Genomic DNA, 17,933 nt, shown 5'->3' on the forward strand with positions numbered 1-17,933 from the left:
ACCATCTCGAGCGCGGTCTGTTCAGGGGCGGGTCGCTTCAACATGACCCAGTGAATCAAAAACCCCCGGCAAATGCCAGGGGTTTGTCAGCAGTCTGAGCGGCGCCGGAAGGCGCCGCTTTTTTGTTGCGGGGGATATTGCCTATCCAGCGATCAGCTGGCCAAAGCGGTCGACATCTTCGGCCGTCGTCGCAAAGCTGGTGACGAAGCGATAGAGCAACTCGTCCTCGCCGATATGGCCGTCAAAACCATGCGGCTTGTGCCAGTCGTAGAAGGCGGCGCCGGCTGCCTGCAGCTTTTCGGCTTCGGCCTTCTTGATCACCGCGAACACCTCGTTCGCCTGCGGCAGCCAGGCCAGTTTGGCCGTGGCCGAATCCTCGATCGCTGCCGCGAGGCGCGCTGCCATGGCATTGGCGTGGCGGGCGGTGTCCAGCCACAATCCGCCCTTGAAATAGGCCTCGAACTGGGCCGCGACAAAGCGCGATTTCGAAAACAGTTGGGCGGCGCGCTTGCGCAGGAAGGCCAATTCCCTGGCTCGGTCGAGATCGAACAGCACGATCGCCTCGGCGCACCAGCAGCCATTCTTGGTGCCGCCGAACGACAGGATGTCGACGCCGCGTTTCCAGGTCATTTCGGCCGGTGTCGTCTCAAGCGCGACCAGCGCGTTGGCAAAGCGGGCGCCGTCCATGTGCAGGGGCACCGAATGCTTCTTGGCGATCGCCGAGATCGTCTCGATCTCATTCAAACCGTAGATGGTGCCGACCTCGGTCGACTGGGTGATCGAAACGGCCATCGGCCGTCCCCAATGGACGATTTCGGGCGCGAAACGGCCGATGGTGCTTTCCAGATTGTGCGGGTCGATCTTTCCCAGCGCGCCGTCGATGGCATGCAGGCGCGAGCCACCGGAAAAATATTCCGGTGCGCCGCATTCATCCTCGATGACATGCGATTCGCGGTGGGCGAAGGAAATGCCGCCTGGCTTGTTGTAAGTGGTCAGCGCCAGCGAGTTGGCGGCCGTGCCGGTGGCGACGAAGAAAACCGCGACCTCGCGTTCGAAAATCTCGCTGAATCGCTGATAGACGGCTTGGTCGAGCGCACCGTCGCCATAGGCGGTGGAAAAGCCGCCGGCCGCGGCCGACAGGCCGGCAACGATATTGGGATGGGCGCCTGCCCAGTTGTCGGAAGCGAAGAACATGCATCTGCCTATGTCTTGGGAAATCGGGGTTTTGGGAAAATCAGCCTGAAGTTGACCGGTTTCGCGTGCTGATCGCAAGGGGCCAGACGCCGGAAAATCGGTAAAGCCAACCAGCCGGCAAGGAAGAGGCCGGCGACTGAAGCTTACGTTTTTTCTCAACCTCACGACATTTTCTGTCGCGAAAGGCCCAAGTTTTTTGTGAATCGGTCTTGTGTGCGTCCGGGATTTCTGCCATAAAAATTTAGGACAGTAGTGCTGTCTTATTTTGTCGCACAAAACAAGCTGGATTGGCGTATCATTTGGGCCTCTCCGGCTGTTGCCGCGAGCGACAGGTGGACGGCCAGACTGTTGCCAGTAGGAATAACTCTGGCCTGTACGAATACGAACCATGCGGAAAGCCGCTTGGTTCGGCAAGGATTTCGCAAGACGTGCCACAAGGATCAGGGTGAGCCAAGCGCTTGCCGAGGCAAACCAGCGCCCGAAGGGCTGGAATGGAGGACAGGAGATGACGGACATGACGCACTCTGCGACGAACGGCCAGGCCGCGCAGACGAAAGCGGCAACCGTCAAAAACACCTTGCGATCCAATATTGGCCGAACCGCCAACGGCTTTTCCGCCCAAGGCCTCTACGATTCGCGCAACGAGCATGACGCCTGCGGCGTCGGCTTCATCGTCAACATGAAGGGCGTGAAGTCGCATCAGATCGTCAAGGACGGGCTGGCCGTGCTTGAAAATCTGACGCATCGCGGCGCCGTCGGCGCCGATCAGCTGGTCGGCGATGGCGCCGGCGTGCTGGTGCAGCTTCCCGACCGTTTCTTCCGCGAGGAGATGGCAGCCCAGGGTATCGACCTGCCGCCGGCGGGCCAGTACGGCGTCGGACACTGGTTCATGCCGCAGAACGCGGCACTCCGCGCCCATATCGAGGACATCATTGCCGAATCGGCGCAGTCGGAAGGGCTTCCGCTCATCGGTTTCCGTGACGTGCCCGTCGACAATTCGTCGCTATCGAAGGCGGCTGACATCGTGGCGTCCGAGCCGTTCCATCGGCAGGTCTTCATCGGTCGCACGTCAGACATTACCGATGACGAGGAATACGAGGCCAGGCTCTACCTGCTGCGCAAGGTCATATCGGGCCGCATCTATGCCGAGAACGACAACATGGACATCGGCGCCTATTGCGTGTCGCTGTCGGCGCGCACCATCGTCTACAAGGGCATGTTCCTGGCCTATCAGGTCGGTGCCTACTACAAGGACCTGATCGATCCTCGCTTCGAGACGGCGCTGATCCTCGTCCACCAGCGCTTCTCGACCAACACTTTCCCGTCGTGGAAGCTGGCGCATCCCTATCGCATGGTCGCGCACAATGGCGAGATCAACACCGTGCGCGGCAACAACAACTGGATGGCGGCGCGGCAGGCTTCGGTCGATTCCGAACTGTTCGGCAACAACATCTCGAAGCTTTGGCCGATTTCCTATGACGGCCAGTCCGACACCGCCTGCTTCGACAATGCGCTCGAGTTCCTGTTCCAGGGCGGGTATAGCCTCAGCCACGCCATGATGATGCTGATCCCGGAAGCCTGGGCCGGCAACAAGCTCATGGACGCCGATCGCAAGGCCTTCTACGAATATCATGCAGCACTTATGGAGCCGTGGGACGGGCCGGCGGCGGTGGTCTTCACCGACGGCCGCCAGATCGGCGCCACGCTCGACCGCAACGGACTGCGCCCGGCACGCTACATCGTCACCGACGACGACCGCGTCATCATGGCCTCGGAAGCCGGCGTGCTGCCGGTGCCGGAGGAGAAGATCGTCAAGAAGTGGCGGCTGCAGCCCGGCCGCATGCTACTGATCGACCTGGCGAAGGGGCGCATCGTTTCCGACGAGGAGCTCAAGTCGGAGATCGCGACCAAGCATCCCTACAAGACCTGGCTCGCCAACACGCAGCTCATCCTCGAAGATTTGAAGCCGGTCGAGCCGCGCGCATTGCGCAAGGATGTCGGCCTGCTCGACCGCCAGCAGGCGTTCGGCTACACCCAGGAAGATACCAAGCTGTTGATGTCGCCGATGGCGACGACGGGCCAGGAAGCGGTGGGCTCGATGGGCACCGACACGCCGATCTCGGCGATGTCGGACAAGTCGAAGCTTCTCTACACCTATTTCAAGCAGAACTTCGCCCAGGTCACCAACCCGCCGATCGATCCGATCCGCGAGGAGCTGGTGATGAGCCTGGTGTCATTCATCGGGCCGCGGCCGAATATCTTCGACCTGGTCGGCAATTCGCGCCGCAAGCGGCTCGAGGTGCGCCAGCCGATCCTGACCAATGGCGATCTCGAAAAGATCCGCTCCATCGGCCACACCGAGGACCGTTTCGACACCAAGACGATCGACATCACCTATGGCTCCGCCGAAGGGGCCGCGGGCATGCAGGGCGCCATCGACCGCCTGTGCGAGCGGGCCGAGGCAGCGGTCGCCGGCGGCTACAACATCATTATCCTGTCCGACCGTCAGGTCGGGCCGGACCGCATCGCCATCCCGGCGCTCCTGGCGACAGCCGCCGTGCATCATCACCTGATCCGCAAGGGGCTACGCACCTCGGTCGGCCTCGTCGTCGAATCTGGCGAGCCGCGCGAAGTGCATCATTTCTGCTGCCTTGCCGGCTATGGCGCCGAGGCGATCAACCCTTACCTCGCTTTCGATACACTGCTCGACATGCACAAGCGTGGCGAACTGCCGAAGGAGGTGGACGCCTACGAAGTCGTCTCGCGCTACATCAAGTCGATCGGCAAGGGCATTCTCAAGGTGATGTCCAAGATGGGCATCTCGACCTACCAGTCCTATTGCGGTGCGCAGATTTTCGACGCCATCGGCCTGAAGACCGATTTCGTGCAGCAATATTTCACCGGCACCGCGACGCTGATCGAAGGCGTCGGGCTGGACGAGATCGCGACCGAGACGCTGAGCCGCCACAATGACGGTTTCGGCAACGACCCCGTGCTGCGCAACAGCCTCGAGGTCGGCGGCGAATACATGTTCCGCATGCGCGGCGAGGCGCATATCTGGTCGCCCGATGCGGTCGCCACTTTGCAGCATGCCGTGCGCCAGGGATCGTGGGAAACGTTCAAGGACTATTCCGCTCAGATCGACAGCGAGACGGCCCGCGCCCAGACCATTCGCGGCCTGTTCAGGCTCAAGCTGGCCGAGGAGACCGGCCGCGAGAAGGTCGCGCTCGACGACGTCATGTCGGCGGCCGACATCGTCAAGCGGTTCTCGACCGGGGCGATGTCGTTCGGCTCGATCTCGCGCGAAGCGCACACCACGCTGGCACGCGCGATGAACCAGATTGGCGGCAAGTCGAACACCGGCGAGGGCGGCGAAGAGGCCGACCGCTATCTGCCGCTGCCCGGCGGCGGCAAGAACCCCGAACGCTCGGCGATCAAGCAGATCGCCTCGGGGCGGTTTGGCGTCACTGCCGAATACCTCGTCAATTCCGACATGATGCAGATCAAGGTGGCGCAGGGTGCCAAGCCCGGCGAGGGCGGCCAGCTGCCCGGCCACAAGGTCGACGCCACCATCGCCAAGGTCCGGCATTCGACGCCGGGCGTCGGCTTGATTTCGCCGCCGCCGCATCACGACATCTATTCGATCGAGGATCTGGCGCAGCTGATCTACGATTTGAAGAACGTCAATCCGGCGGCCGACGTGTCGGTCAAGCTGGTGTCGGAAGTCGGCGTCGGCACGGTTGCGGCGGGCGTTGCCAAGGCACGCGCCGACCACATCACCATCTCAGGCTATGATGGCGGCACCGGCGCCTCGCCGCTGACCTCGCTCAAGCATGCCGGCAGCCCGTGGGAAATGGGCCTTGCCGAGACGCACCAGACCTTGGTGCTGAACGGCTTGCGATCGCGCGTTGCGCTGCAGGTCGATGGCGGCTTGCGCACCGGCCGCGACGTCATCATCGGCGCGCTGCTTGGCGCCGACGAATTCGGCTTCTCGACCGCGCCGCTGATCGCGGCTGGCTGCATCATGATGCGCAAGTGCCATCTCAACACCTGCCCGGTCGGCGTCGCGACGCAGGATCCGGTGCTGCGTAAGCGCTTCAAGGGCACGCCCGAGCACGTCATCAACTTCTTCTTCTACGTGGCGGAAGAGGTTCGCGGTCTGCTTGCCGAAATGGGCTACACCCATATCGACCAGATCATCGGCGACACCGATCTTCTGGAAAAGCGCGACCTGATCGTACACTGGAAGGCCCGCGGGCTCGATTTCTCGAAGATGTTCTTCAAGCCGGATGCGCCGCATGAGGCGATGCACTGGACCGAGCGGCAGAAACATCCGATCGACGACGTGCTCGACCGCAAACTGATCGAACTGGCCAAGCCGGCGCTCGAAAGCAAGCAACCGGTCAAGATCGAGGTCGACATCCGCAATGTCGACCGCTCCACCGGCGCCATGCTTTCGGGCGAAGTGGCCAAGCGCTTCAAGCACAAGGGCCTGCGCGAGGACACGATCTCGGTGAAGCTGACCGGCACCGCCGGCCAGTCCTTCGGCGCCTTCCTGGCGCGCGGCATCTCGTTCGAGCTTGTCGGCGCCGGCAACGACTATGTCGGCAAGGGCCTTTCCGGCGGCCGCATCGTCATCCGGCCGCCGGAAGAGGCCAAGATTGTCGCGGCCGACTCCATCATCGTCGGCAACACGGTGCTCTATGGCGCGACCGAGGGCGAAGCCTATTTCGCCGGTGTCGCCGGCGAGCGTTTCGCCGTGCGCAACTCGGGCGTGGCCGCCGTTGTCGAAGGCGTCGGCGACCATGGCTGCGAGTATATGACCGGCGGCATTGTCGTCGTCATTGGCCAGACCGGCCGCAACTTCGCCGCCGGCATGTCGGGCGGCGTCGCCTATGTGCTCGACGAGGCGGGCGATTTCGCCGAGCGCTGCAATATGGCGATGGTCGAGCTGGAACCGGTTCCCGAAGAAGACGATCTGATGGAAAGGCTGCTGCACCATGGCGGCGACCTCGATCACAAGGGTCGCGTCGACGTCTCCGGCGACATGACCAGCCATGACGAGGAGCGGCTCTACCAGCTGATCTCCAACCATGTGCACTACACCGGATCGGTACGTGGTCGCGAGATTCTCGACGACTGGACGATTTTCCGGCCGAAGTTCCGCAAGATCATGCCGGTCGAATACCGCCGCGCCCTGATCGAGATGGAACGCATGCGCATGGGCGTCGCGGCTGAATAGGCTTTGCAATTGCCGGGGAGCCCAGGCTTCCCGGCCCATCTTCATCGACAGTTTGACCTCGGGCGCAAGGTTGCCATGGCTGCCTCAAGAGGCTAACGGGTGCGGCGAAAACCGCACCATCTGGACAGCAGGAACTGGACTATGGGCAAGGTAACAGGCTTTCTCGAAATCGACCGGCAGGTGCACAAGTATCAGCCGGCCTCCGACCGCATCCGGCATTTCCGTGAATTCACGCTGCCGATGTCGGACAAGGAGGTCGAGAAACAAGCAGCGCGCTGTATGGATTGCGGCATTCCGTTCTGTCACGGACCGACGGGCTGCCCGATCCACAATCAGATCCCCGACTGGAATGACCTCGTCTACAATGGCGACTGGGACAACGCGATCCGCAACCTGCATTCGACCAACAATTTCCCGGAGTTCACCGGCCGCATCTGCCCCGCGCCCTGCGAGGAAGCCTGCACGCTGAACCTCGAGGACATTCCCGTCGCCATCAAGACGGTCGAGCAGGCGATTGCCGACAAGGCTTATGAAACCGGCCATATCAGGCCTTATCCGCCGGAGAAGAAGACCGGCAAGCGGGTCGCCATCATCGGCTCCGGCCCGGCCGGCATGGCGGCTGCCCAGCAGCTTGGCCGCGCCGGCCACGACGTCCATGTCTACGAGCGCGAGAGCCGGCCCGGCGGGCTGATGCGTTACGGCATTCCCGACTTCAAGATCGAGAAGCACTATATCGACCGGCGCATCGAGCAGATGCAGGGCGAGGGCGTGACCTTTCATTGCGGCGTCAATGTCGGCGTTGACAAGCCTGTTGCCGAGCTGCTCGCCGAACACGATGCCGTGCTCTATTGCGGCGGGTCCGAAACGCCGCGCGCGGCCGGCATTCCCGGCGACGATCTCGGCGGCGTGCATGACGCGATGCCCTATCTGGTGCAGCAGAACAGGCGCGTCGGCGGCGAACCGATCCAGTCCGTGGCATGGCCGTCGCATCCGATCATTGCCGGCGGCCAGCATGTCGTCGTCGTCGGCGGCGGCGATACCGCGTCCGACTGTGTCGGCACCGCCTTCCGCCAGGGCGCGGTGCGCGTTACCCAGCTCGACATTCGCCCGCAGCCGCCGGAGAAGGAAGACAAGCTTTCGGTCTGGCCCTACTGGGCGACCAAGATGCGCACTTCGTCCTCGCAGGCCGAAGGGGCGGAGCGCGAATTCCAGGTGGCGACACTCGAATTCATCGGCGAGGAAGGCCAGCTGACCGGCGTCAAATGCTGCGAGGTCGACGACAAGCGCAAGCCGATCGCCGGCACCGAATTCGTCATTCGTGCCGATCTCGCCTTCATCGCCATCGGCTTTGCCGGGCCGGCTGCGGCCGGGGTGGCTGGGGAATTGGACGGGCAGATGAAGATCGTCACCGACAGCCGCCGCTCCAGGAATGTCGAGGCCAATGACCGCGACTACAGGACCAGCGTCGACAGGCTCTATGCGGCCGGTGACGTGCGTCGTGGCCAGTCGCTGGTCGTTTGGGCGATCCGCGAGGGCCGTCAGGCGGCGCGCTCTATCGACGAGGCGTTGATGGGGTCGAGCGTTCTGCCCCGCTGAGTCCGTTTGGAACTCTGCTCCCGCGGCCATCTGAAGGCGTTTTTGCCTCAGAGCGCTCTGGGATACTAACGATTGATCGCGGTCGTGGTGTCGGTGGCGGCTGCAGCCTTCGGCGGCCAGGAGAAATCGTCCGCGCGGCCGGGCGATGCAATCGGTGCCTTGCCTTCGACCACAAGCTTTTCACCAGGTAAGTCCGCATTGGCCTTCACCGGCGGTGCCGCGCCAAGCAGTTCGGAGCCGCCATCGAGCGCCGGGTCGCTGAGCAGCATCGGTGCGGTACGGTCGATGACGATGGGGGCCGCGGCCGGCGCCGGCGCCTCGACAGGAGCGCCCGCCGGAGCGGAAGCTGGGACCACGCTTCCCGGCGCGGTCAGGCCGAGGATCTTCAGCAACGGTTTTTCGGTATAGAAGGCGAGCTTGCGCTTTCCTGCCTTCGACACGTTGATGCCGTCATCGGCGCGCAGTCGCACCGGCTGACCGTTGATGTCTGGGCCGCTGGTGACGAAGGCGCCGTTCTCGTCGACGAAGCCGTCCCAGACGTCGACGAATTCACCGCCGTTGCTCTCGGCAGCTTGGTGATAGATGTCGTTGAAGGCCAGCATGTCGGAGGTCATCTTCGGCACCCGGAAAGCCGGCATGCCGACCCACAGGAACGGCACCTTGGCTGTGGCGATGGCCTTGCCGAGCGCGTCGGTGCGACGCTCATATTCCTTGGTCCAGTTTTCGGACCGGGGCTGCTCGCGCACCTCGCCCACCTTCATCTGCTGACGGTCGTTGGAGCCCAGCATGACGATTATGGCGGCGGGTTTTTCGGTCTCGATCAGCGCCTTCATCTGTTCAGGCCAGTTGTAAAAGTCGTCGCGTACAAAACCAGACGAGCCATTGCTGCGAACGACGATCCTGACGCCGGCATTCTCGGCGAACGCGGTGTCGAGGCCTTCGGCGAGGCCGGCCGCCATGAAGTCACCAACCACCAGGACGGCGCGGGCGTCCGGCGCTTTGTCGACAATCGGGGTTTCCGGTTCCGCGGGGGGGCGCGGGGCGCGGGGTTTCTTCGCCTTGGGCCTGGGCCTTGCCTTCTGGATATCCTGCGGCGGCTCGATCCGCTCGCTGCGACGTGGGAAGAGAAGGTCGCGCAACGACCAGCCGCGGTTTTGCTGCTCCTGCGCCATGGCCGGCGCGTGAAAGGCGCCAGCCACGCCGACGGCAAGCACGATGACGGCCAGAATGAGCACCGGCATGCGACGAACAAGCCCTGCGATGCGCACAGCCGAAGCCAATCGTTTCCTCCATCCCTGGCAGATTGCTACGGTGTCCTTTGCGCGCCCGGAAGGCCGCGCGACACCGCAGGCGGCTCTATTTCTGCCGCAGCCACTTCAGCACTTCCATGCTCGGATAGCCATCCTGGGTCAAGCCGGCCTTGGCCTGGAAGGCCATAATGGCGGTCTTCGAGCCGTCGCCGATCTTGCCGTCGAACTTGCCGTCGTAAAGGCCATGCTGGGAAAGCCGCTTCTGCAGCTCCTGCCTTTCCTCGAAAGTGAGCTTGGTGAAAGGCCGCTTCCAGTCCTGCACGAGACCGCTGGAGCCTGCGATTTCGTCGGCAAGAAGACCGACGGCAAGCGCGTATTTATCGGCGTTGTTGTAGGCTTTGATGACCGTGAAATTCTTGATCATCAGGAATGCCGGCCCGCTGCGGCCGTCCGGCACCTTCAGCGTCGCCTTGTCGGAACCGTTCTTGAACGGCTTGCCGTTGGCCCTGACCACGCCGAGCGCCTGCCATTGCGACAGCGTGTTGGCACCGCCGGGAAGTTTGCCGGCAGGCAAGGCGACCTCATAGCCCCAGGTCTTGCCAGCCTGCCAGCCATTCTTCTTCAACAGGTTGGCGGAAGTCGCCAGCGCATCGGGGATCGAATTCCAGATGTCGCGCTTGCCGTTGCCATCCATGTCAACTGCATAGTGCAGATAGCTGGTCGGGATGAACTGGGTGTGGCCCATGGCGCCGGCCCAGGATCCGCTCAGATGGCTTTCGTCGATATCGCCGGTCTGCAGGATCTTCAGCGCGGCGATCAGCTGGGTGCGGGCGAATTTCGCCCGCTTCGGATCGGCATAGGCCAAGGTCGCCAGCGAACGCACGACATTGCGCATGATGTCGTCGCGCTTGAGAATCTCGCCATAGTTCGATTCCATCGACCAGATGGCCAGCAGGATGTAGCGGTCGACGCCGAATCTGGCCTCGATCCGGTCCAGCCACGGCTTCCATTTCCTGGCCATCTGCTGGCCGACGGAGACCGACTGATCATGGACGCGGTTGTCGAAATAGTCCCAGGCAGGAGCCGTGAATTCAGGCTGCGTGCGCGCCTTTTCCAGCACCACCGGGTCGATATCCCTAATGTCCCTGAAGGCCTGGTCGTAGAGGGCTCCGGAAACGCCGCTCTGCACGGCGGTGGCCCGGAAGCCGGCGACCCATTGCCGGAAACCGGCATCGGCGAAAGCGGGACCAGGCATCAGCAGAGCGAGCGAGAGGCTGGCTGCCGCCATGACGCTGGTAAAAATCTTTGCGGCATTGCGAACGGACATCTTTTCCTCCTTCTCTGTCTCAGGAAAGACCATTCATCGCCGAACCAGGTTAGGAATTAGTTTACCATAGGTGCCACCGGGAACGAAAAGACGCCTCGAAGCTTTACCGGTGAACGTTCCCCTCAGTCGCCCACTAGTCCTCAATTCCGGCGTGAAAATGTCTTGAACGGGGATTGCGAAGCTGGCCATCAAACGGATAATTGACAGCATGAAGAGAGTTCGCAAGGCAGTCTTCCCCGTCGCCGGCCTCGGCACACGGTTTCTCCCGGCCACCAAGGCCGTCCCCAAGGAAATGCTGACCGTCGTCGACCGGCCAGTCATCCAGTACGTGGTGGATGAAGCGCGCGAGGCCGGCATCGAGCATTTCATCTTCGTCACCGGCCGCAACAAGGCCGTCATCGAGGACCATTTCGACATCCAGTTCGAACTCTACGACACGCTGGCCCAGCGCGGCAAGGACGACCAGCTCGCCCGCCTGCAACGGTTGCAGCCGGCGCCGGGGCAGACCAGCTTCACACGTCAACAGGTGCCGATGGGGCTTGGCCATGCCGTCTGGTGCGCCCGCGAGCTGGTCGGCGACGAGCCCTTCGCGCTTTTGTTGCCCGACATGATCATGCAGTCGGAGAAGAGCTGCATGAAGGCAATGGTCGAGCTCTACGAGGAAACCGGCAACAACATCATCGCCGTGCAGGAATGCGATCCCGCCGACGCCCACAAATACGGCATCGTCGGCCGCGGCGAGGACACGCATCACGGCTTCCGCATCACCGAGATGGTGGAAAAGCCGAAGGCTGGCACCGCGCCGTCCAACCTCTACATCAACGGCCGCTACATTCTGCAGCCCGAGATTTTCAAGATCCTGGAAGGCCAGGAGAAGGGCGCCGGCAACGAGATCCAGCTCACCGATGCGATGCTGAAGCTGGAAAAGCAGCAGCCCTTCTATGGCTATCACTATCAGGGCCGCACCTTCGACTGCGGATCGCCGGAGGGCTTTGTCGAGGCCAATGTCGCCTTTGCGCTGTGGCGCAGCGACATGAACGAGAACATGGCCGGAATCATCCGCAAGCTTCTCGATGAGATGAAGCCGTCCGAGCGCCGCGGCGCCGCGTTCTAAGTCGATGTCTATATTCAGCCGGCCCGCGGAAGGGCCGGTCTGATCTCAATGCGAGTTTGGCACGGAAGCTTTCAGCGCTGGACTTTCACGCCTAGGAAGATGCTGTTGGCGGTGTAGTCGCGGCCCGGCAAGTTGCTGGTCAGCTTCTCGGTCCTCAGCCTTGTGGTGAGGCCTGCATAGCGGTTCAACCACCAGGTCAGTCCGGCCTCGGCGCTCAAGACCCTGTCATGGCCGTCGATGCCGATATAGTCGCGCCAATCGAGGCCCAGAGCCGCGTTTGCGGTGAGATTGGCGCGAATCTGCCGCTCGCCGGTCAGGCGGCCGGAATAGAGGATGTCGCCGCTTTCGTCAGCGGTGGTCGTGGGCTCGACGGTGGTCCGGCCGGTCAAGCCGATCGTGGTGCCGCGCTCCGGTGACCATTTGAGGTCGGCGTTGACGGTCGCACCTGAAATCGCGTCCAGGTTCTTGTCGTCGATCGCTTCCCTGAGCCAGCCGGCGGAAAACTCGCCCGCCAGCTTCTCACCCATGTCGAGCGCAAGGCCGGCGCGGGTGCCAAGCCGCGTCGACGAGCGCTCGAAGCCTTCATTGTCGATGCGTTGGTCATAGGTCCGACGGCCGACCTCGATTTCGGTGAAGGGGGTGATGGCGGGGGAGATCTCGTAGCCGGTGCGCAAGGTCGCGGTGTAGAGCGTGGAGTCTTGATCCTTCTGCGACAGCGAGGTGCCGTTGGAAAGCTTGGCGTCGCCGTAGAAGTCGTGCGAGACCGCGCCGGTCAACGTGTACTGCATCTTGCCGACATGTTTTTCGACGGCCAGGCTGCCGTCGACGGTCTGCCGCAGCGGCTGCTTGCTGACGCCGGCGATGGCGTCCGGCGACGACGCCGATTCCGGCACCGCCTCGTAGCCGAGCTTGGCGATGGCGCGCAGTTCATTGTCGAGGTCGACATTGAGCTGGCTTTCGATGCGGCCTTGTTCGTCGTGAACCGGGTAGCCCGACACGCTCTCGCGGAACAGGCCATAGCCGTCGATCGTGGCGGAGTTCTCGCGCCAGTCGGAGGCGGCGGAAAAACGCAGCGCGGTCTCGGACAGCAGCGCCGATTTGCCGGCATTGCTCGAATCGCCGTTCGACGTGGCGGTCAGGCCCTGTTCGATCGTCGGGCGGATAACGAAGGAGCCCCATTTGACGCCGGTGGCGGCGAACGGATCATCCTCCGGCTCCTTTTTCTGGCCTTCGATGGCGTCCGTGCGCTCTGCGCCTGGGTCGAGCTCTTGTTTGTCGGCGCTGTCGATGGTGAGGGCGCGGCGGTTGGCCGTCTCCTCGTCGGTGTCTGCACCATCGGTGGCGTCCGTCGTGGAGGCGGTCGTGGAAGCGGTGATGTCGGTGGTTGCCGCCGTCGACTTCTTCTTCTTTTTCGACTTGTCCGCAGCCTTGTCCTTGGCCTGGTCAGCCGCGTTTTGCCCGGCGGCCGATGAGCGGCGGCGAGGCTTGGGCGGTGCCGGAGTGTCGGTGGAGGTGTCGTCGGCAGCTGCCGGCGGGTCAAAAACGCTGCCGGTGGCGGTTGCGTCGCCGGTGTCCGTGTCGTCAGGCACGGCGCCGGCGCTGGCCGGCAGATAGGTACGGGCCGGCGCATTGTCTTGTGCCGCATTGGTCGGCGCCTGACCCTGCGCTGCCAAAGCGAGTTGTCTCGCCTTGCGCTGCTGGTCGGACAGGATCGCCGATTCGGAGACTTCGCCGCGCAGTTCCGTTTCCTGCGCATGGAGCGCCGTTGGGTGCAGCAAGGCAAACATGCTGGTCGCCAGCAGCAAGGCGCAGACCGCCTTGCCCTTTCGCCCTCTCGAATTTTCTGGCTGGACCCCGGACATCGCCACCACTGCTTGCGCGGCGCACGCGCGCCATACTTACCGAACCGTAAATGGGGATGGTTAACGGAGGGTTGAGGCGGCGGCCCGTTGGCCGCCTGAAGCGCCGATTTCCAAAGGGATTCAAACCGCGCGGGTTAAGCCTTTTGTCTTCACGCCTGCCGTTGTCTCAAACCACCGCACAGGTTCGGGCGACATGCAAGGGGCCATTTCTGTTGGACAGCGCGCCGGCAAAGCGCTAATCGCATCAGCCATGCATGCGGGATCCCTGGATAAGAAGCCTTTGGACAGGCAAGCCTCAATCGCTTCGGCGCTGAGGACGGTGGCAACCGAACAGGCGGGGGTTGCAGCCCTTGCCGAGGCCCTCGAGAACGGACTGGCCGCGCCTTTCACCCAGGCCGTCGACATGATCTCGAGGATTGAAGGCCGGCTCATCGTCACCGGTGTCGGCAAAAGCGGCCATATCGGATCGAAGATCGCGGCGACGCTGGCCTCGACCGGCACGCCGGCTTTCTTTGTCCATCCCGCGGAAGCCAATCACGGCGATCTCGGCATGATCGCCAGGGACGACGCCATCATCGCCATGTCGTGGTCGGGCGAGAGCAAGGAGCTGATGGGCATCGTCGGCTATTCCAGGCGCTTCTCCATTCCGTTGATCGCCATAACCGCCGGAGAGACATCGGCACTTGCGCGGGCCGCCGACGTCGTGCTGCTGCTGCCGCGCACGCCGGAGGCCTGCCCGCACGGCCTGGCGCCGACGACATCGACGCTGCTGCAACTGGTGATGGGTGATGCGCTGGCGATTGCCCTGCTCGAAGCACGCGGTTTCACGCCAGATCATTTTCGCACCTTTCACCCGGGCGGCCAGCTCGGCGCCAACCTGACGCAGATCCGCGAGATCATGCATGTCGGCGACAGGCTGCCGCTGGTGGTCACGGGCACCGGCATGCAGGACGCGATCCTAGAACTGTCGCGCAAGGGATTTGGCTGCGTGGCGATCACCGACGCCGACGGTGCGCTGGTCGGCATCATCACCGATGGTGACATCCGCCGTCACATCGGCAGCAATCTGCTGGCGATGACGGTGGATCAGGTCATGACAAGAGGGCCGAAGACGGCGACGCCGGACACGCTGGTGGCGACGGCACTGCAGACGATCAACAATTCGGCCATCACCAGCCTGATGGTGGTGGAAGGCAAGAGGCCGGTCGGCCTTATCCACCTGCATGATCTCTTGCGCATCGGCGCCGCCTAAGGTGTGCTGATATTCAGGTGATGCCGGCCTGACCCGAATCTCAACACCCCTCAACGACGCTCGTTCAGACCGCCTCGACGGTCAGCTCCAGATCCGTGTCGGCCGCACCCGTCACGCGCACTTGCGTGCCGGCCGGCAGGTCGGGGCCGGAGACACGCCACAGCGTGTCGCCCAGCTTGATGCGGCCATGGCCATCCCGGATCGGTTCGGCAAGTGTCGCCATGCGACCGACCATCTGCGCGCCGCGCCGGTTGAGCAGCGGTTGGTCGGTCGGGTCAGTGCGGCTGCCGACCAGCTTCTTGCCGACATAGGCCGAGACCAGCGACAGGGCCAGGAAGGCGAGGACCTGGACCTGCCAGGTCCAAAAGCCGGCGTCCCAGATCAGCAGCGACACCGCGCCGATGATCAGGGCGGCGATGCCGATCCACAGCATGAAGATACCCGGCGCGATGATTTCCATCACCAGCAGGACGAAGCCGAGAACCATCCAGTTCCACGGGCCGAGTTCGGAAATGACACGATCGATCATGGCGTTCTCCTATGTTGGAGACATCAGTTGTCGGTCGGGCGAACGACAGGCGGGCGCGCGGCCTGCCTTTGCGCGCCGGTCGTGCCTTCGCTGCGGAAGACTTCCTTGGCGATCTCGCCAATGCCGCCGAGCGAACCAATCAGGGACGACGCCTCGAAGGGCATCAGCACGATCTTGCTGTTGGTGGCCGTGCCGATCTTGCCCAACGCCTCGGTGTATTTCTGGGCGACGAAGTAGTTCAGCGCTTGCACGTCGCCCTTGGAGATTGCATCCGACACCACCTGTGTGGCGCGGGCTTCCGCCTCGGCCGAGCGTTCACGTGCCTCCGCATCGCGGAAGGCGGCTTCCTTGCGGCCTTCGGCCTCCAGGATCTGCGACTGCTTGAGGCCCTCGGCGGCGAGGATCTGCGCGCGCTTGTTGCGTTCCGCCGTCATCTGCCGGCCCATCGATTCGATGAGGTTGGCCGGCGGGTTGATGTCCTTGATCTCGACACGGGTGATCTTGATGCCCCACGGATGCGCCGCCTCATCGACGACGCGCAGCAGGCGCTCGTTGATGGCGTCGCGGTTCGACAACAGCTCATCGAGGTCCATCGAACCCATGACGGTACGGATGTTGGTCATCGTCAAGTTGAGGATGGCGTTCTGCAGGCCGGAAACCTGGTAGGCGGCCTGTGCCGCATTGAGGATCTGGAAAAAGGCGATGCCGTCGACACCGACGATTGCATTGTCGCGGGTGATGATTTCCTGGCTCGGAACGTCGAGCACCTGCTCCATCATGTTCATCTTGGCGCCGACGCGGTCGACGAACGGGAAAATGAAATTGAGGCCTGGGCTCAGTGTCTTGGTGTAACGGCCAAAGCGTTCCACCGTATAATTGTAGCCTTGCGGGATTGTCCTGATGCCTTTGATCAGAAGCACCAATACCAGAAGGGCAAGTGCACCAACCGCAATATCGAAACCACTGAAATCCATTTGGCCCTCCCTCAGACGCAGGCCGCACAAGCCATTCTCGCGCGGCCGACTTCACCAAAGACTTAAGTGTGTTTCAGATGCGTTACAATCAGGTGATGATGGATTGTTTGTGGGTTTGCACTCAACGGTTGAAGGCAAACAGCCTTGCATCCGTGTCGTCCAGCCCGTCGATCGAGGCCGAGACAATCTCGGACGCGATCTGCGAGAAGGTGATGCCGTTGCCGCCGTAACCCATCACTGCATGGATGCGCGGATGGCGAGGGATGGCGCCGATATAGGGCAGGCCGGTGGTCGTGGTGCCGAACGAACCGGTCCAGGCGAATGCGGGCCTGGTGTCGAGATGCGGAAATATCAGGCCGAGCTTCTCGGCGATGCGTGCGCTCTTTTCGCCGATCAGCGCGTCGCGCCGGGTTTCATCGACAAAGTCCTCGTCCTCGCCGCCGCAGACGACCCGGCCGTCGGCTGTAGCGCGCATATAGAGGTAGGGGTCCGACGCCTCCCAGATGAACGCCGCCTGTGGCCAGATCTTTCGCGATTGCGGGCGTGTCGCGATCGCCCATGTCGAGATGATCCGGTGGGCCGTGGCCGGCACGATGTCGACCAATTCGTAGCCGGTGGCCAAAACGACATGTCGCGCGGTTATGGTCGGGCCATCCCTGGTTGCCACGACCACCTCGTCGGCACTGTCCTCGATCACTGTGGCTTCGACGGGGGCGCAGAAACGTGCCTTGCGCTCCAGGGCCTTCAGCAGCAACCCGGCGGTCAGCTTGCGTGGGTCGAGTGCGATGTTGCCATGGCTGAGGATGGCGCCATCGCGGTCGACGCCGAATTTTTCCGCCAGCGGTGCCGATGTGAGATAGGTCGCGCCGATGCCGGCCCGCCGCCGTGCCTCGGCCTCGTCGTGCAGGTCCGACGGGCCAAGCATCGTGCCGGCCAGATAGAGCGACGGGGTGCGGCTCGGGCCACAATTGATGCCGAGTTCGGCAATGCGGGCAGCGAGGTTGGAAACGGCGAGCCGAGAGCGCCGCCAGGCCTGTTCCGCCGTGGCTTTGCCGATCATCTTCGACAGTGTGTAAAGCGGCTGGTCGATTTCGAATTGCACCAGCGCGGTGGTCGCCGACGTCGAGCCTTTCAGCGGGCCGCGCCGGTCGATACAGACCACCGAATGGCCGTTCGCCGTCAGCGCCTCGGCCATCATGGCGCCGCTGATCCCCATGCCGACGATCAGCACGTCGGCCTTGGCGTCACGGGTCAGACTGTCCGTCGGCACCGTAGGCGCCCGATAGGCAGACCAGACGGGCGGGCCAGTTCTGAGATCGAGTTTGCGGGGCATCGAATTCTCCGGAGGGCGCGCTTTAACGCCCCGGAGCTTGTGTTGTTCCGGTGTCAGAGCGGCTCACCGCTTCACGGAAACGGCGAGCCGCTCCAACTCTTTGTTTGACGCAATCCCGGACGGAAAACCGTTTCACACTTTTCCTGTAATTGCTCTAGCAGGCTTCTCTGATTGGGGTTGTTGAGGTCAAGCTCCTGTTGCGTTTTTTTCGGACCGTGTCGCCCCGCGGGTCACTCGCTTCTCTTCGCGGTCGGCGCAGG

General features: G+C 63.1%; 11 protein-coding genes. 4 read left to right on the forward strand and 7 right to left on the reverse strand.

The window, feature by feature from the left end:
* Positions 1 to 141 precede the first annotated feature (141 nt).
* Positions 142 to 1,194 carry a threonine aldolase family protein gene (locus tag ASD99_RS23375; protein WP_056590949.1) on the reverse strand — a complete coding sequence of 351 codons (1,053 nt, stop codon included), beginning with the start codon at positions 1,192 to 1,194 and terminating at the stop codon, positions 142 to 144.
* A 505-nt stretch (positions 1,195 to 1,699) separates the two neighbouring features.
* Between ASD99_RS23375 and gltB the strand changes: the two genes are divergently transcribed.
* Both gltB and ASD99_RS23385 read left to right on the forward strand, forming a co-directional pair.
* On the forward strand, positions 1,700 to 6,436 hold the full coding sequence (gene gltB, locus ASD99_RS23380) for a glutamate synthase large subunit (RefSeq protein WP_057145065.1): 4,737 nt from the start codon (positions 1,700 to 1,702) through the stop codon (positions 6,434 to 6,436).
* A gap of 141 nt (positions 6,437 to 6,577) precedes the next feature.
* Positions 6,578 to 8,032: a glutamate synthase subunit beta gene (locus tag ASD99_RS23385; protein WP_057145060.1), complete on the forward strand. Its 1,455-nt coding sequence runs from the start codon at positions 6,578 to 6,580 to the stop codon at positions 8,030 to 8,032.
* Positions 8,033 to 8,097: 65 nt separating this feature from the next.
* Here the strand turns inward: ASD99_RS23385 and ASD99_RS23390 are convergent, their stop codons facing one another.
* Both ASD99_RS23390 and ASD99_RS23395 read right to left on the reverse strand, forming a co-directional pair.
* Positions 8,098 to 9,312, reverse strand: a complete 1,215-nt coding sequence (locus ASD99_RS23390) for a DUF459 domain-containing protein (RefSeq protein WP_057145061.1) — start codon at positions 9,310 to 9,312, stop codon at positions 8,098 to 8,100.
* A gap of 76 nt (positions 9,313 to 9,388) precedes the next feature.
* On the reverse strand, positions 9,389 to 10,609 hold the full coding sequence (locus ASD99_RS23395; RefSeq protein ID WP_057145066.1) for a lytic murein transglycosylase: 1,221 nt from the start codon (positions 10,607 to 10,609) through the stop codon (positions 9,389 to 9,391).
* Between the two features lie 208 nt (positions 10,610 to 10,817).
* On the opposite strand from ASD99_RS23395, the gene galU reads away from it, so the two are divergent.
* Complete coding sequence (gene galU, locus ASD99_RS23400; protein ID WP_056590966.1) at positions 10,818 to 11,723, forward strand: UTP--glucose-1-phosphate uridylyltransferase GalU; 906 nt, start codon at positions 10,818 to 10,820, stop codon at positions 11,721 to 11,723.
* A gap of 71 nt (positions 11,724 to 11,794) precedes the next feature.
* Here galU and ASD99_RS23405 read toward each other — a convergent pair whose 3' ends face one another.
* Positions 11,795 to 13,585 carry an outer membrane beta-barrel protein gene (locus tag ASD99_RS23405; protein ID WP_056590969.1) on the reverse strand — a complete coding sequence of 597 codons (1,791 nt, stop codon included), beginning with the start codon at positions 13,583 to 13,585 and terminating at the stop codon, positions 11,795 to 11,797.
* 250 nt (positions 13,586 to 13,835) lie between these two features.
* On the opposite strand from ASD99_RS23405, the gene ASD99_RS23410 reads away from it, so the two are divergent.
* A complete protein-coding gene (locus ASD99_RS23410; RefSeq protein WP_057145062.1) occupies positions 13,836 to 14,837 on the forward strand; it encodes a KpsF/GutQ family sugar-phosphate isomerase in 1,002 nt (333 codons plus the stop codon).
* A 64-nt stretch (positions 14,838 to 14,901) separates the two neighbouring features.
* On the opposite strand, the gene ASD99_RS23415 is transcribed toward ASD99_RS23410, so the two are convergent.
* The 3 genes from ASD99_RS23415 to ASD99_RS23425 all read right to left on the reverse strand — a co-directional run bounded on the left by ASD99_RS23415 (position 14,902) and on the right by ASD99_RS23425 (position 17,673).
* On the reverse strand, positions 14,902 to 15,366 hold the full coding sequence (locus tag ASD99_RS23415; RefSeq protein WP_057145063.1) for an NfeD family protein: 465 nt from the start codon (positions 15,364 to 15,366) through the stop codon (positions 14,902 to 14,904).
* 23 nt (positions 15,367 to 15,389) lie between these two features.
* Complete coding sequence (locus ASD99_RS23420) at positions 15,390 to 16,340, reverse strand: SPFH domain-containing protein (protein WP_056590976.1); 951 nt, start codon at positions 16,338 to 16,340, stop codon at positions 15,390 to 15,392.
* Positions 16,341 to 16,461: 121 nt separating this feature from the next.
* The gene (locus ASD99_RS23425) at positions 16,462 to 17,673 is read right to left on the reverse strand and encodes an NAD(P)/FAD-dependent oxidoreductase (protein ID WP_057145064.1); all 1,212 of its coding nucleotides are present in this window, start codon (positions 17,671 to 17,673) and stop codon (positions 16,462 to 16,464) included.
* Between the last annotated feature and the right edge of the window lie 260 nt (positions 17,674 to 17,933).

The sequence above is a fragment of the Mesorhizobium sp. Root695 genome, from assembly GCF_001428185.1.
Lineage (GTDB): Bacteria > Pseudomonadota > Alphaproteobacteria > Rhizobiales > Rhizobiaceae > Mesorhizobium.